The organism is Micromonospora sp. NPDC005291 (assembly GCF_040607415.1).
Classification (GTDB): Bacteria; Actinomycetota; Actinomycetes; order Mycobacteriales; family Micromonosporaceae; genus Micromonospora.
In genome coordinates this window covers 100,003-114,649 of the sequence record NZ_JBEXGR010000022.1, presented here as the reverse complement: position 1 = coordinate 114,649, position 14,647 = coordinate 100,003, and the positions used below count along the sequence as shown (strand labels likewise).

The window sequence follows — 14,647 nt, the reverse complement described above, 5'->3', positions numbered from 1 at the left end:
GATCGACGCGGCTCAGGGGTGTGGCGGGGGGGCGGGGGCGGGGGGGCGGGGGGCGGGGGGCGGGGGGTGGGTGGGGGTTAGGGGTTAGGCGCGGTTCGGGGTGCGAGCCAGGCCGGCGTAGATGTCGAGGAGGCGCTTGGTGACCACGTCCGGATGGAAGGTCTGTTCGTAGCGGAGCCGGGCCGGCCCGGCGAGTGCGGCGGCGCCGGCCCGGGCGACGGGCAGCGCGGCGGCCAGCGCGGCCGGCTCCGGCGACACCACCCAGCCGGCGGTCCCGGTGCGCACACCCGCAGGCATCGACACTCGGCCACCTCCGGCGACCGCGGAGGCGACCTCGGCCGGGCCGGTGCCGGCGGGCTCGTGCGGGGCGTCCGCCCCGACCATGTACGGGATGCCGCCCAACGCCGTGCCGAGCACTGGCCGACCGCTCGCCAGCGCCTCGATGATCACGGTCGGCAGCACGTCGTGCCACAAGGCGGCGACGATCACCACCGCGCTCGCCTCGACCGCCGCCCGCACCCCGGCCCGGTCGAGCTGACCGAGGTAGACCACGTCGGGTCGCTCGGCGGCAGCCGCCTCCACCAGCGGGCGCAGCTCGCCGTCGCCCGCCACGCGCAGTGTGCCCAGCGCACCCAGCGGGTGCCGGCGCCAGGCCTCCAGCAGGAGGTCCACGCCCTTCTCGGGCGAGAGCCGGGCCATGTAGAGGAAACCGTCACCGAGCGGCGTCGGCCGGCCCGGGTCGGGTACGGAGTTCGGCTTCACCACGATCCGTTCGTCCGGAATGCCGTAATCCCGGAGATGATCGGCGATCGCCGAGGTGAGCGCGACGTACCGGTCCACGGAGCGCCAGGTGCCCCGGTGCACCGCGAGGGTGGTCGCCATCAACGCGCTCTGCGCCGCCGAGTCGCGGTAGCAGCGGTGCTTGATCGCCGGCACCCCCAGCGCCCGACCCTTGCAGTCCTGACAGATCACGCCGTCCCGGAAGTAGATCCCCGAGGAACAGACCTGCCGGTAGTTGTGCACCGTCTGCACCACCGGCACGCCGTGCCGGTGCGCCGTCCGCACCACCCACGGCGAGATCAGGGGGTACGGGTTGTGCAGGTGCAGAACGTCCGGTCGGTGTTCGGTGAGCAGCCGGCTCAGGTCGTGCTGGGCGCGCGGAGCCCAGATCGGCGAGATCGGCAGCAGCGCCTTCGCCGCCTTCGACATCGACGGGATCTCGTCCGAGCTCCGGATGAACGGCAGCACCTCGACGCCAGCCTCGGTCAGCTGAGCGATCTCCGAGTCGACGATCGTGTTCTCGCCGGAGGGCTGGGCTTCCCGGTACCGGTTGTGCGCCACCACGATTCTCAACAAGCTCGCCTTTCGTTCGCGGCTGGGCCGACTTTTGCTCGCGACTGCGGGGCTCGCAAGCTCACTCCTCGCGCTCGCGGTGGGAACTCGCAAGCTCATTCCTCGCGCTCACCGGAAAGAAGGCTACCGTTGTGTCGTGCCCGAACTACCGGAGGTTGAGGCGCTCGCGGGTTACCTGCGACAGCGCGCGGTGGGGCGGCGTGTCGACCGGCTGGAGATCGCCGCGATCAGCGCCCTGAAGACATACGAACCGGCACCGACCGCTGTCACCGGTCTGACGGTGGTCGACGCCAGCCGGCACGGCAAGTTCCTCGACGTCCTCTTCGAGGGCAACCTGCACCTGGTGGTGCACCTGGCCCGGGCGGGCTGGCTGCACTACCGCGAGGCGTTCCCGGCAACCACCCCGCTGCGTCCTGGCAAGGGCCCGATCGCGCTGCGCGTACGCCTGGACGACGGTTCCGGCTTCGACCTCACCGAGGCGGGCACGCAGAAGAAGCTGGCCGCGTACCTGGTCACCGACCTGGCGGCGGTGCCCGGGGTGGCCAAACTGGGCCCCGACGCGCTCGCCGCCGACCTGCCCACCTTCGCCGAGCGGCTGCGTAGCCGGCGGGGGCAGGTCAAGGGAGTGTTGACCGACCAGTCGGTGCTGTCCGGGGTTGGCAACGCGTACTCCGACGAGATCCTGCACGCCGCGAAGCTGTCCCCGTTCGCGATCACCGATCGGCTCACCGACGGCCAGGTCGCCACCCTGCACGCGGCCACCCGGCAGATCCTCGGCGACGCGGTCGAGCGGTCCCTCGGCCAACGGGCCGCGGAACTGAAGGGCGAGAAGCGCTCCGGGCTGAAGGTGCACGCCCGCACCGGGCTGCCCTGCCCGGTCTGCGGGGACACCGTGCGGGAGGTGTCGTTCGCCGACTCCAGCCTCCAGTACTGCCCGACGTGCCAGACCGGCGGAAAGCCGCTCGCTGACCGACGGTTGTCCCGCCTCGTACGGTGAGTAATTCCACTCGACGACTACGGAGCGGAATCGCCCTTACTGAGCGGAAGCTCCGGTCCACCGTTCTCGCCACGCGCGCATCCATCGGTATAGTGGCCCCGGTCCCCGGCTCTCTTGAAATGGTGCGGAGCCGGCCAGATCCCGCCGACGCCATCGGTCGCCAATCTTTTTCGGGGCGGCGACCGGTCGGAGCCCGCGTGGGAGACTGGGACGGTGGGCGACCCGGGCCCTCACGCCGAGTGAGCGGCCCGTGTCATGCGGGAGGACATGGGTGAGGTGACGGCAAGCCTCCAGCGCCCGGTAACCAACGAAGGCCGGAGCAGACTCGTGCGGCACGTCGACAGCTTCGAGATCCAGCCGCCGACGCCGCCGTCACACAACGGCGTCCCTCGGTCGGCGTGGACGAGGGCGCGACGCCGTGTCTCCCGCTGGCACCGCCCCTACATCGCGGCTCTGCTGCTGCTCGACTTCGGCGCGGCGGCGTTCGCCAGCTGGATCGCGATCCAGCTCTTCGACCAGGCCGCCTCCGGCTTCTCTGGCACCGAGCAGGACCCGACCTGGTTCCACACCATCTCCTACCTGCTGCTCCCGCTCGGCTGGGTGATCATCCTCTGGAGCAACCGGGCCTACGACCGGCGCTACCTGGGGCTTGGGCCCGACGAGTTCAAGCGGGTGATCCGAGCCTCGGTGACGGTAGCCGCGAGCGTCTCCTTCCTCGCCTTCTCCACCGTGACTCAGCTCTCCCGATTCACCGTGGGCACAGCGCTGGTCGGTGCGACGCTGCTGATCCTCTGGGGCCGGTTCGTGGCCCGCTGGGCGCTGCACTACATCCGTCGGCGGGCCGGGCAGGCCGCGCACCGGATGGTGCTGGTCGGCACCCTGCCGGAGTGCCTGGAGGTCTACGCGGCGGTCACCCGCAGCCCGAACGCCGGGCTGGTGCCCGTCGCCATCCACATCACCGACGGCTACGCGGCCGCCCGGGGGATGCCGACCCCGGTGCCGGTGCACGCCGGCCGCGACGTCCTGGCCCTGGTCCGGGAGGTCGGCGGCGACACCATCGCGGTCTGCGGGTCGGCCAGCGCCGAGCCGGGCGAGCTGCGCCGGCTGGCCTGGCAGCTGGAGGGCTCCGGGGTCGACCTGGTGGTCGCCCCCCAGCTGACCGACATCGCGGGGCCGCGCGTGCACATCCGGCCGATCGAGGGCCTGCCCCTGCTGTACGTCGAGGAACCGACCCTCTCCGGGCCGGCGCTGCTGGCCAAGAACCTGATGGACCGGGTCGCCGCCGGCCTCGGCCTGCTGCTGCTGGCCCCGCTCTTCGCGGCAATCGCCGTGGCGATCCAGATCTCCGACCGTGGGCCGGTCTTCTTCCGTCAGCCCCGGGTGGGGCACGAGGGACGCACGTTCCATGTGTGGAAGTTCCGGACCATGTACGTCGACGCCGAGGACCGGCTGGCCAGCCTGGTCGACCGGAACGAGACCGACGGCATGCTCTTCAAGATGAAGCTGGACCCGCGGGTCTACCCGGTGGGGCGCTTCCTGCGGGCCTCGTCGTTGGACGAGCTGCCGCAGCTGATCAACGTGCTCTGGGGTGAGATGTCGCTGGTCGGGCCCAGGCCGCTGCCGGCCGACGACGGCGACTTCCTGGGTGACGTGCGCCGCCGGCTGCTGGTCCGCCCCGGCATGACCGGCCTGTGGCAGGTCTCCGGCCGATCCGATCTGTCCTGGGACGAGTCGGTCCGACTGGACCTCTACTACGTCGACAACTGGTCGTTGGCGTACGACCTGAGCATCCTGTGGCGCACCGTCGGGGTGGTGCTCGCCCGCAAGGGCGCGTACTAGGGGGTTGGCGCGCGGGCTCGCAGGGGCAAGGATCGCTGCGTGGGTGCCAACCTCTCCGCCGTGGTCGGCGTCGTATCACTCGTCACCGCGCTGACCGCAGCCCTGTTGGCGGTGCTGCGGCTGCGTGCCCGCCGTGGCATCGCCACCGCCACCCAGCGGGCCACCTACGAGGTGCTGCACACCGCCGGCCTGGCCGCCGAGCCGCTGCGAGCTGGGCTGAGCGAGGCGGGCGCGGCGAAGGCCGTACGCCATCTGCGGGCCCTGGTGGGCGCGGCCGGGCTGGCGCTCACCGATGCCGACCGGGTGCTGGCCCTCGACGGGCGCGGCACGCACCACGGCGAGCAGTTGCTCGCGGCGGCCCGGCGGACGGTGGACACCGGCCGCTCGACGGTGCTCGGTGAGCAGGATCTGCACTGCGACCGGGTCGACTGCCCGATCCGAGGGGCGGTGGTCGCGCCCTTGCAGGGAGCGGATGGTCGGGTGGTCGGCGCGCTGGTGGCGATCGCCGACAGCCCGCCCGCGCCGGGGCTGGTGCAGGCCACCCTGGAGACCGCGCACTGGGCCGGCAACCAGCTCGCCCTGGCCGAGCTGGACTCGTCGCGGGAGCGGTTGGCCCGTGCCGAGGTCCGGGCTTTGCGGGCGCAGATCAGCCCGCACTTCATCTACAACGCGCTGACCGCGATCGGCTCGTTCGTCCGCACCGATCCGGAGCGGGCCCGGGAGTTGATTCTGGAGTTCGCGGAGTTCACCCGGTACTCCTTCCGGGCGCACGGGGAGTTCACCACCCTCGCCGAGGAGCTGCGGTCGATCGACCGCTACCTGACCATCGAGCGGGCCCGGTTCGGCGACCGGTTGCAGGTGCAGTTGCAGATTGCCCCGGAGGTGCTGCCGGTGACGCTGCCGTTCCTCTGCCTGCAGCCGTTGGTGGAGAACGCGGTCCGCCACGGGTTGTCCCGCAAGCCGGGCACAGGCATGGTGAGCATCGAGGCCCGGGACGCGGGCGCCGAATGCCACATCACGGTGGAGGACGACGGAGTGGGAATGGATCCGACCACGCTGACCGCCGGCATCGCCGAGCTGGCTCGCGGCACCGGCGACCCGGGCGACGACACGGGCCAGCACGTCGGCCTCTCCAACGTCGACGAGCGGCTGCGGTCGGTCTTCGGGGATCGGTTCGGCCTGGTCGTGGAGACCGGGCTGGGCTCGGGCACCAAGGTGAGCATGCGGGTGCCGAAGTTCCACCCCGGCGTACGGGCAGGATCGTGAGCGAGCGCAGCGAGCGGACCGGGGCAGAGCAGTGACGACATCCGGTTTCCTCCGGGTGCTGGCGGTGGACGACGAGCCGCCCGCGCTCGACGAGCTGGCGTACCACCTGCGGGCCGACCCCCGGGTGGCCCGACTGCACACCGCCGGGGACGCGACCGAGGCGCTGCGGCTGCTCCGTGACGGTGACGTGGACGTGGTCTTCCTGGACATCCGGATGCCCGGGCTGGATGGGATGGAGCTGGCCCGGGTGCTGCGCCGGTTCGCCCGGCCACCGGCGATCGTCTTCGTCACCGCTTACGACGACGGCGCGGTGGACGCCTTCGATCTGGGTGCCACCGACTACGTCCGCAAACCCGTCCGCGCCGACCGGTTGGCCGAGTCGTTGCGACGGGTGATCGGCTCGCGGGTGGTGCCGTCGCACCCGGCGGCGCTGGCCCGCGCCGAGGAGGACCCGACCATCCCCATCGAGTTGGCCGGCACCACCCGGATGCTGCCGCGCTCGGCGGTGCGCTGGGTGGAGGCGCAGGGGGACTACGCCCGGTTGCACACCGCGGAGGGGTCGCACCTGGTGCGGGTCTCGCTGGCCACGCTGGCGGAGCGGTGGGCCGATGCCGGCTTCGTGCGGGTGCACCGGTCGTACCTGGTGCAGTTGAAGTTGATCGCGGAGCTGCGACTGGTCAACTCCGGCTACGTGGTGGTGGTCGACTCCACCGAGCTGCCGGTGAGCCGGCGGCACACCCGGGAGCTGAAGGACAAACTGGTGAGGGCGGCAAAACAGGACTGGAGTCGCTGAGCCGGGAATGGGAGGACGGCCGTCGTACGTTGTACGCTAGTTCGTACGACTTCCGGAGGCCGCCGTGACCGTGACCCCGTTCGACGCCGAGAGCGAGTTCGACGGTCAACTCGACCGACTGGTGCAGCTCGGCTATCCCGCTTTGGCCGGGCTGCCCGAGACCACCTTCCGCGACCTGGTCGCACCGCTGCGGGCCAGGGCCGTCGAGGGCGCCGACGGCCTGCCCGCGCCCACCGACGCCCGGGTGCCCTTCGTGCTGGTCATCAGCCGCGATCTGATCGCAGTCGAGGCCCGGCTCGAGCTCACCACCCTGGCCGGCAAACGCAAGCCCGGCTTCCTCGACAAGCACTACGCCGAGGACGACCTGCCGCGCTTCGACCCGATCAAGGAGCTTGAGGTGCCGGCCGGGCCGGCGTACCTGCTCTTCGACGTCGACCGGGGCGAGGAGTTCCGCAACCTCGCTCCCTCCACGGCCATGGAAGGGATGACCGCCCAGGGGCGGCTGCCGCTCACCATCGACGAGGGCCTCGCCTTCATCACGCTGCACCCGGCCGCACTGGCGAGCAACCGGTGCTTCTCGCTGGTCGGCTCCCGCTGCGGCGACAAGCGGGTGCCGGCGCTCTGGATCAGCCAAGGCGCACCGAAGCTGGGCTGGTGCTGGTACGGCAACCCGCACACCTGGCTCGGCTCCGCCTCGGCCCGTCCGGAGCGCGTCGGCCTGGAGTGACCGCCGAAATCGGTGCCCTGTCGACGGGGCCGGTGGCAGTTCACCGGCCCCGTCGCACGTCGTCACCGCCCCTGCCGCACGTCCGGCGAAGCTCAGTTCGAGAGCGGTAAGCGCGTCCAGGCTGTGCCGTCGCCAGTCAGCTGCACGTGGTCCGCACCGCCAACCGTCATGTCGTCCCGGCCGTAGAGCCAGGCGTATCCGGGCGCGGCACCGACGCCCCCGTCGCGTCGGTCGTACTCGCGGACCGTCTTGAAGTGTCGCCCGGCATCCAGGCTGATCATGGCTTTGGATCTGTTGCTGGAGGGCTGCATGTTTCCCGCCTCGACGAGCAGCAGGGACCCGTCCGAGCCGACGACGAGAAACCGGGTCTCCAATGAGTTGGGCAGGTCGGTGCCCATGTCCGCCCAGGTTCGCCCTCCGTCCGTGGTACGCAGCAGCTGCGACGTCCCCTCGACCTCCATCGGCTGGGCACCGGCCGGTGGTGGCGGCGCGATCAACAGGTACGCCTCCTGTGCGCTGACCCCGGCTATCGCGATCGCGTTCGCCCCCTCGGCCGGTTGCCAGGTGGTCCAGGTGGCTCCCCGGTCCACGCTCCGAGCGACCACCATGACGCCGATGTCCCCCGGCCAATAGGTCACCCAGATAGTTCCGTCCGCACTCGGATAGATGCTCGCGGGCGGATAGGGCGACGGCGGCTTGCCTTTGAGCCGGTACACCGTCCCCGTCGACGAGACCGCAACCGGTTCACGGAGTGCCCCGCAGCCCCGACCCCATTGACAGAAGACCGGCTGCGCTCTCGCCGGAAAGGACGGCACCGTCACCATGGCCTGCTCGGCGTCCCGCCAGGTGCGGCCGTAGTCGGTGGAGAGCCGGAGCTGGTCGCCATCCCGGACCAGGTAGGAGCGCTGGCCCAGCACCGAGAACTCCGGCATGCTCACCGGATTTCCCTGTTCATCCTGTCCGCATTGGCTGGTGCGGTAACGGGTCATCTCGTCATCGGTCCAGCTCCGCCCGCCGTCGTCGGTGTGCCGGAACCGCACCGAGAAGCAACCCTCGTCGGCGTCCCACACCCCCGCAACGACGGCCGACTCCGGCCCGGTCAGGAAGAGTTCGCCGCCGCGGTCCGGCTTGACCGGCGGCTGGTCCGGACCGGTCCATTCACCCCGGCCGGTGTTGCCGAACAGTGGCAGCATCGCCACGCCGGCCAGGGCGATAACCAGAACAATCGCCACCCCGCTGGTACGCCGCCGACGGCGGGCCCGCGCTGCCGTCCACATGTCGTCCAGGGGTGGCTGGCGGACCGCGTCGGCGACGGTGTCGACGTCGAAGCCGGTGAACTCACGTTCGGACATCGATCCTCCCGATGTTCATGCTCTCGCTGATCTCTGAGTCGTTGAGCAGCGCCGCCAGCGCCTGCCGGCCCCGGGACAACCGGGACTTCACCGTGCCCGGCGAAACGCCGAGTGTCGCCGCCACCTCACCGATCGGCAGGTCGACCAGGTAGTGCAGGGCCAGCGCGTGCCGCTGTCCCTCGGGAAGGCCGCGCAGGGCGGCCAGCAGCGCCAGATGCTCCGGTGAACGGTCGGCGACCGCCGGGGGTGGCCCGATCCGGCGCAGCAGCCCGTCCAGCACGCGCCGTCGGCGGTAGCGACTGCGGGCGACGTTCACCGCAACCCGGCGCAGCCATGCCTCCGGATTGTCGAGGCTGGTGAACCGACCGGGTGCCACCAAGGCCCGGGTGAACGCCTCCTGGACCGCCTCCTGCGCCTCGTTCAGGTCTCCGGTCACCGCGTAGAGCTGCACCACCAGGCGCCGGAAACTGCCGGCGTACAGATCGGAAATCAGATCACCGTCGGACACTGTCACCTCCCCTCTTTACCTGTCCCACTCCTGGGAGGAAGGGAAGGTTCCGGGTGACCGGTCCGAAGATGTCGGGTGCTCGGTGCGCCCACCCTGACAACTCGGTCGTCCGTCCACAACGAGGCTCGGGAGTTCACCGAGGCCAACGGTCGTGGTCCTCGGGTTATCCACAGGGATGAGCGGTTCTCCACAGGTTATTCACAATGCCACCCACTGATCTCCACGGCGGCTCCCTACAGTCAGAGCCCATGAAGGAACGCCGGGTACTGGTGGTCGAGGACGAACGCACCATCGCGGAGTCGGTCGCCGCCCGACTCCGCGCCGAGGGCTTCGTGGTGGAGATCGCCCCGGACGGCCCCAGCGCGGTGGAGCGGTTCCGGGCCTGGCAGCCGGACCTTGTCGTCCTCGACGTGATGCTGCCCGGCTTCGACGGCCTGGAGGTGTGCCGACGGATCCAGGCCGTCCGGCCGGTGCCGGTGCTGATGCTCACCGCCCGCGACGACGAGACCGACCTGCTGGTCGGGCTCGCGATCGGCGCGGACGACTACCTCACCAAGCCGTTCTCGATGCGGGAGCTGGCCGCCCGGGTGCACGTGCTGCTGCGCCGGGTGGAACGGGCCGCCGCCGCCCCCACCCCACCGGCCATCCGCCTCGGCGACATCGAGATCAACGAGGCCGAGCGGCGGGTACGACGGTCCGGCGCGGACGTGCACCTCACGCCTACCGAGTTCGACCTCCTGGTGCATCTCGCGGGACGACCGCGCACGGTCCTTCCCCGGGAACGGCTGCTCGCCGAGGTCTGGGGATGGCCCGACGGCAGCGGCACCCGCACCGTGGACAGCCACGTCAAGGCACTACGACGGAAGCTCGGCGCCGACCTGATCCGAACCGTTCACGGCGTCGGGTACGCCCTGGAGGTGCCCGCGTGATCGGCCGGCTGCACGACTGGCTCGATCGGGTGCTGCCCCGCCCGCTGGATCCGGTCCGCTCGATCAAGATGAAGCTCGGCGTCCTGCTGGTCGCCTCCTGGGCCGTGGCCATCGGCTACTTCTGGTACGGCATCGGCTGGCTCCCACCGGGCACGTCGATCACGGTCATCTGCATCGCGCTTGTCACCTCGCAGGTGCTCGCCCACGGGATGACCTCGCCGCTGCGCGAGATGACGGCCGCCGCCGGGGCGATGGCCCGTGGCGACTACACCCGACGCGTACGCGCCACCTCCCGCGACGAGGTCGGTGAGCTGGCCCAGGCCTTCAACAAGATGGCCGAGGACCTGCACGCCGCGGATCAGCGCCGACGCGAGCTGATCGCGAACGTCTCCCACGAGCTGCGTACGCCGATCACCGCGTTGCAGGGCGTTCTGGAGAACATGGTGGACGGGGTGGCCGAGCCTGAGCCTGCGGCGCTGCGCTCGGCGCTGTCCCAGACCGAGCGGCTCGGACACCTCGTCGCCGACCTGCTCGACCTGTCCCGCCTCGACGCCGGGGTGGTGCCGCTGCGCCGGGTCCGCATCGATGTGGGGGACTTCCTCGACGAGGCGGTGGAGCACGCCACCGCCAGCGCGGCCGGCGCGGGACTGGACGTGCACTTCCGGCTCCGCGAGCTGGCGGTACCGCTGACCATGCACGCGGACCCGTGGCGGCTGCACCAGGTGTTCGCGAACCTGCTGGACAACGCCGCGCGGCACAGCCCACCCGGCGGCACCGTGCGGGTGAGCGCCGAGGAACACGCCGGCCACCTCCGCTTCGAGGTGAGCGACGAGGGGCAGGGCATCCCGTCGGCCGAGCGTTCCCGGGTGTTCGAGCGGTTCACCCGCGGCGACCGGGCGGCCGGCGGTGGGACCGGGCTCGGCCTGGCCATCGCCCGGTGGGTCGTCGAACTTCACGGCGGCCGGATCGGCGTCCTCGACCCCGTCGGAATCGCCAAGGGTTCCCAACCCGGCTGCCGCATCCAGGTCACCATCCCGAGCAACGGGCCGCATCGAGAAGAGGCCGCATGACCAGCCCCGGCAGCACGTCCGTTCCGGCGACCGGCCCGGCGGGACCGCAGCCCTCCCCACCCGTCGGGACCGGCCAGCCCGGTCTCGGTCCCGGCCCGGCGATCCCGCCGACGGCCGGCCGGCCCCAGCCCTCGCCCGCGCAGCCGGTCACACCACGGCCACCTTCGCTGATCCAACAACGTTGGCCGGGGCCGTCCCGCGCGCCCCACCCGCTGCTCCTGGCCGTGCTGGCGGCGGCGGCAGTCCTCGGTGCCTCGGCGCTGACGGTGGTCCGTCCCGGACTCGGTTGGCTGGCCGCCGCGCTGACGGCCACCGCCGCGCTCGTCGCCGCCGCGTCAACCGCGACGGCGGCCACGAGCACTGCGCGGCCAGCACGGGCTGCGTCGGCCGCGGAGGTCGCCGCCCGTCCCGGTGCCACGGGGGCACCGGGGCGGGTGGCGCAGGCCGTCTGGGCCGCCGCGACGGTTGGTCTCGTCGCCGTGGGCGCGGTCCGGGCCGCCGGCTGGCTCTTCGCGCTCTGCCTGGTCGCCGCAGCGGTGACCGGGACACTCGCGGTGACCGGCGGGCGGAGCCCACTCGGGATGCTGGTCGCCGCGTGGCTGCCGCCGGCCGCCACGGTACGGGCGCTCCCCTGGGCGGTACGCGGGCTGCGCCGCACCCGCTCGGCCGGCCCCGGAATCGGCCGGATCGTGACCAGCCTGGCGATCTCGGTCGGCCTGCTGACGCTGTTCGGTCTGCTCTTCTCCTCCGCCGACGCGGTCTTCGCCGACCTGGTGACGGGCCTGCTGCCTGACATCGATCCGGCCGGGGTGATCGGCTGGCTGATGCGTCTGCTGCTGATCGGCGGTGGTCTGCTCGGTGGCGCGTACCTGGTGAGTCGCCCACCCGACCTGGACGGCCTGCGGCCGGCACCGGCCCGCCCGGTGCATCGGCTGGAATGGGCCCTGCCACTGGCGTTGCTCGACGCCCTCTTCGCTGCCTTCGTGCTGGTGCAGTTGACGGTGTTCTTCGGCGGCGCGGGGCACGTGCTGCGCACGGCGGGGCTCACCTACGCCCAGTACGCCCGCGGCGGGTTCTGGCAACTGCTCGCCGTCACCGGGCTCACCCTGCTGGTGATCGCGGTCGCCGCTCGGCGAGCACCCAAGGCCACCCGGGCCGACCGGCTGCTCGTCCGCGCACTGCTCGGCACGCTCGCCGCGCTCAGTCTGGTCGTCGTCGCCTCGGCGCTCTACCGGATGCAGGTCTACGCCGACGCGTACGGCGCCACCCGCCTGAGGCTCTTCGTGGCGACCGTCGAGCTGTGGCTCGGGCTGCTCTTCGTCCTCGTCGGCGTGGCCGTGGCGCGACTGCGGGCGGACTGGCTGCCCCGGCTGGTGATCGGAACGGCGGTGCTGGCGCTGCTCGGGCTGGCCCTGGTCAACCCGGACCGGTTGATCGCCGACCGGAACGTCGACCGCTACCTGGAGACCGGCCGCCTGGACGTCAGCTACGTCTCCGGGCTCTCCGCCGACGCCGTACCGGCCCTGGACCGGCTACCCGAGCCGATGCGGACGTGCGCGCTGCGGGAGATCGCCTTCGAGCTGCCCCGAGACGGCTTCTGGGCGACGAACATCGGCCGGGAACGGGCCCGGTCGGTCCTTGACGCGCTCCAGGTGACCAGCAGCACGACGAGCTGTCCCGGTCTGCGGAGCTGGTGAGCGCGAACGCTTGACAATCCCACGCGGCGGGCAAGACTGCCGGGGTGGCCAAACTCCCGGACGTGGGATCGGGCGGTGCGGTACCGCCGCCCCGGCGGGCTCGGATCGTGCTGGCCGAGATCACCCGGCAGGACACCCGTGCTGAGCGGACCCGCGCCGAGTTGGCCCAACAGACCCAGGTCGGCGAGGCGCTGGTCCGTGGCCTGGTCCGGGCCCAGCTCGCGCTGGCGCTGCGGCTCTCGCTGGTGGTCGTCATCGGGCTGGGTGGGCTGCCCTGGCTGTTCGCCATCGCGCCGTCGCTCGGCCGGACCACCGTCGCCGGCGTCAACCTGCCCTGGCTGCTGCTCGGAGTGGTCTCCTTCCCGTTCCTGATCGCGGTGGGCTGGGCGTACGTGCGGCTGGCCGAGCGCAACGAGCAGGACTTCAGCGACCTGGTGCAGCGGCCGGAGCACTGAGGTGGGCAACGACTACGTGGTCCCGGCCATCGTCACGGTCACGCTGGTCACCCTCGGGATCGGCTTCTACGGGCTGCGGCTGGCCCGCACCACATCCGACTTCCTGGTCGCTTCCCGCGCGATCAGTCCGACGTGGAACGCCGCGGCCATCGGCGGGGAGTACCTGTCGGCGGCAAGCTTCCTCGGCATCGCCGGCCTGGTTCTCAAGTACGGCGTGGACGTGCTCTGGTACCCGGTCGGGTTCGCCGCCGGCTACCTGGCTCTACTGCTCTTCGTGGCCGCGCCGCTGCGCCGGTCCGGTGCGTTCACCCTGCCCGATTTCTGCGAGCTCCGGCTGGGCTCCCGCCGGCTCCGCATCCTGGCGACCGCTTTCGTGATCTTCATCGGTTGGCTGTATCTGGTGCCGCAGCTTCAGGGCGCCGGGCTGACCCTGGCCACGGTGGCCGGCTCCCCGTACCCACTCGGTGCCCTGCTGGTGGCCGCCGTGGTCACCGCGAACGTGGCGCTGGGCGGGATGCGGGCGATCACCTTCGTCCAGGCGTTCCAGTACTGGCTCAAGCTGACCGCACTCGCCGTACCGGTGATCTTCCTGGCGTTGCAGTGGCAGGCTGATGGCCGGCCCCCGGTGACCCCGCCCGACGGGCCGACGTTCCGGGCCGCGACCACCGTCGTGGTCGAGCACCGCGCGACCCTCACCCTGCCCGACGGCGAGATCCGGGAGGTACGCCCCGGCGACGAGTTGACCTTCGCCCCGGGCGACCCGGTGCCGGAGGTGTCCGGAGTGGCCACCGACGCCAGCGACTGGCTGCTGCCCAGCGCCGCGGGTGACGACGACCGGGGCCTGTTCGCCACGTACTCACTGATCCTGGCCACCTTCCTGGGCACCATGGGCCTGCCACACGTGCTGGTCCGCTTCTACACGAACCCGGATGGCGCGGCGGCACGCCGTACCACCCTGGTCGTGCTGGCCCTGGTCGGCGCCTTCTATCTGCTGCCCACCCTGTACGGGGTGCTCGGCCGGATCTACACGCCGCAGCTGCTGATCAGCGGGCAGACCGACGCGGTGGTGGTGCTCCTGCCCGGTGCGGCCCTCGGCGACGGGATGGTCGGGCGTCTGCTCGCCGCCCTGGTGGCGGCGGGCGCGTTCGCGGCCTTTCTCTCCACCTCGTCCGGCCTGTTGACCAGCGTCGCCGGGGTGATCTCGACGGACGTGCTCGGCCGGGGCTCGGTACGCGGTTTCCGGCTGGCGACGGTGATAGCCGGAGCTGTGCCGACGGTGCTGGCGCTGCACGTCTCCGGGCTGGACGTGTCGCAGGTGGTCGGGCTGGCCTTCGCGGTCGCCGCGTCGAGCTTCTGCCCGCTGCTGGTGCTCGGCATCTGGTGGCGCGGGCTGACCGATCTGGGCGCCGCCGCGGGGGTGCTGGTCGGTGGCGGGGCGGCGATCGGTGCGGTGCTGATCACGGTGCTCGGGCCGCCACTGTCCGGCTGGCCGGCCACGCTCACCACGCAGCCGGCCGCCTGGACGGTGCCGCTGGCCTTCACCGTGATGGTCGCGGTGTCGATCGCCACCCGCCGTCGTGCCCCCGCCGACGTAGCGGCCACCATGCTCCGCCTCCACACCCCCGAAGCCCTCCGGTTGTAGTGATCACGGGACTCTGACA

General features: G+C 71.8%; 13 protein-coding genes. 10 read left to right on the top strand and 3 right to left on the bottom strand.

The window, feature by feature from the left end:
• Positions 1-84: 84 nt before the first annotated feature.
• Positions 85-1,353 (bottom strand): glycosyltransferase family 4 protein, encoded by a 1,269-nt coding sequence (locus ABZT18_RS25665; protein WP_355252614.1) that lies wholly within the window; start codon positions 1,351-1,353, stop codon positions 85-87.
• 136 nt (positions 1,354-1,489) lie between these two features.
• On the opposite strand from ABZT18_RS25665, the gene ABZT18_RS25660 reads away from it, so the two are divergent.
• The 5 genes from ABZT18_RS25660 (at position 1,490) to ABZT18_RS25640 (ending at position 6,975) form a co-directional block, all read left to right on the top strand.
• Positions 1,490-2,350 (top strand): DNA-formamidopyrimidine glycosylase family protein, encoded by an 861-nt coding sequence (locus ABZT18_RS25660; protein ID WP_354993090.1) that lies wholly within the window; start codon positions 1,490-1,492, stop codon positions 2,348-2,350.
• Positions 2,351-2,617: 267 nt separating this feature from the next.
• Entirely contained in the window at positions 2,618-4,189 is a 1,572-nt protein-coding gene (locus ABZT18_RS25655) for a sugar transferase (protein WP_354993140.1), read from the top strand.
• A gap of 39 nt (positions 4,190-4,228) precedes the next feature.
• The gene (locus ABZT18_RS25650; RefSeq protein WP_354993089.1) at positions 4,229-5,455 is read left to right on the top strand and encodes a histidine kinase; all 1,227 of its coding nucleotides are present in this window, start codon (positions 4,229-4,231) and stop codon (positions 5,453-5,455) included.
• Between the two features lie 31 nt (positions 5,456-5,486).
• A complete protein-coding gene (locus ABZT18_RS25645) occupies positions 5,487-6,248 on the top strand; it encodes a LytTR family DNA-binding domain-containing protein (RefSeq protein ID WP_354993088.1) in 762 nt (253 codons plus the stop codon).
• 64 nt (positions 6,249-6,312) lie between these two features.
• Entirely contained in the window at positions 6,313-6,975 is a 663-nt protein-coding gene (locus ABZT18_RS25640) for a DUF5701 family protein (RefSeq protein WP_354993087.1), read from the top strand.
• Between the two features lie 92 nt (positions 6,976-7,067).
• Here ABZT18_RS25640 and ABZT18_RS25635 read toward each other — a convergent pair whose 3' ends face one another.
• Together ABZT18_RS25635 and ABZT18_RS25630 are read right to left on the bottom strand one after the other, a co-directional pair.
• The gene (locus ABZT18_RS25635; RefSeq protein ID WP_354993086.1) at positions 7,068-8,327 is read right to left on the bottom strand and encodes a hypothetical protein; all 1,260 of its coding nucleotides are present in this window, start codon (positions 8,325-8,327) and stop codon (positions 7,068-7,070) included.
• Positions 8,314-8,835, bottom strand: a complete 522-nt coding sequence (locus tag ABZT18_RS25630; RefSeq protein WP_354993085.1) for a sigma-70 family RNA polymerase sigma factor — start codon at positions 8,833-8,835, stop codon at positions 8,314-8,316. Before ABZT18_RS25630 ends, ABZT18_RS25635 begins: the two co-directional genes overlap by 14 nt.
• Before the next feature lie 248 nt (positions 8,836-9,083).
• On the opposite strand from ABZT18_RS25630, the gene ABZT18_RS25625 reads away from it, so the two are divergent.
• The 5 genes from ABZT18_RS25625 (at position 9,084) to ABZT18_RS25605 (ending at position 14,628) form a co-directional block, all read left to right on the top strand.
• The gene (locus ABZT18_RS25625; RefSeq protein WP_354993084.1) at positions 9,084-9,764 is read left to right on the top strand and encodes a response regulator transcription factor; all 681 of its coding nucleotides are present in this window, start codon (positions 9,084-9,086) and stop codon (positions 9,762-9,764) included.
• 68 nt (positions 9,765-9,832) lie between these two features.
• Positions 9,833-10,834: a HAMP domain-containing sensor histidine kinase gene (locus tag ABZT18_RS25620; RefSeq protein WP_354993139.1), complete on the top strand. Its 1,002-nt coding sequence runs from the start codon at positions 9,833-9,835 to the stop codon at positions 10,832-10,834.
• Positions 10,831-12,531: a DUF4153 domain-containing protein gene (locus ABZT18_RS25615; RefSeq protein ID WP_354993083.1), complete on the top strand. Its 1,701-nt coding sequence runs from the start codon at positions 10,831-10,833 to the stop codon at positions 12,529-12,531. The genes ABZT18_RS25620 and ABZT18_RS25615 overlap by 4 nt, the downstream gene beginning before the upstream one ends.
• A 44-nt stretch (positions 12,532-12,575) precedes the next feature.
• The gene (locus tag ABZT18_RS25610; RefSeq protein WP_354993082.1) at positions 12,576-12,986 is read left to right on the top strand and encodes a hypothetical protein; all 411 of its coding nucleotides are present in this window, start codon (positions 12,576-12,578) and stop codon (positions 12,984-12,986) included.
• Between the two features lies 1 nt (position 12,987).
• On the top strand, positions 12,988-14,628 hold the full coding sequence (locus ABZT18_RS25605) for a cation acetate symporter (protein ID WP_354993081.1): 1,641 nt from the start codon (positions 12,988-12,990) through the stop codon (positions 14,626-14,628).
• The last annotated feature ends 19 nt before the right edge of the window (positions 14,629-14,647 follow it).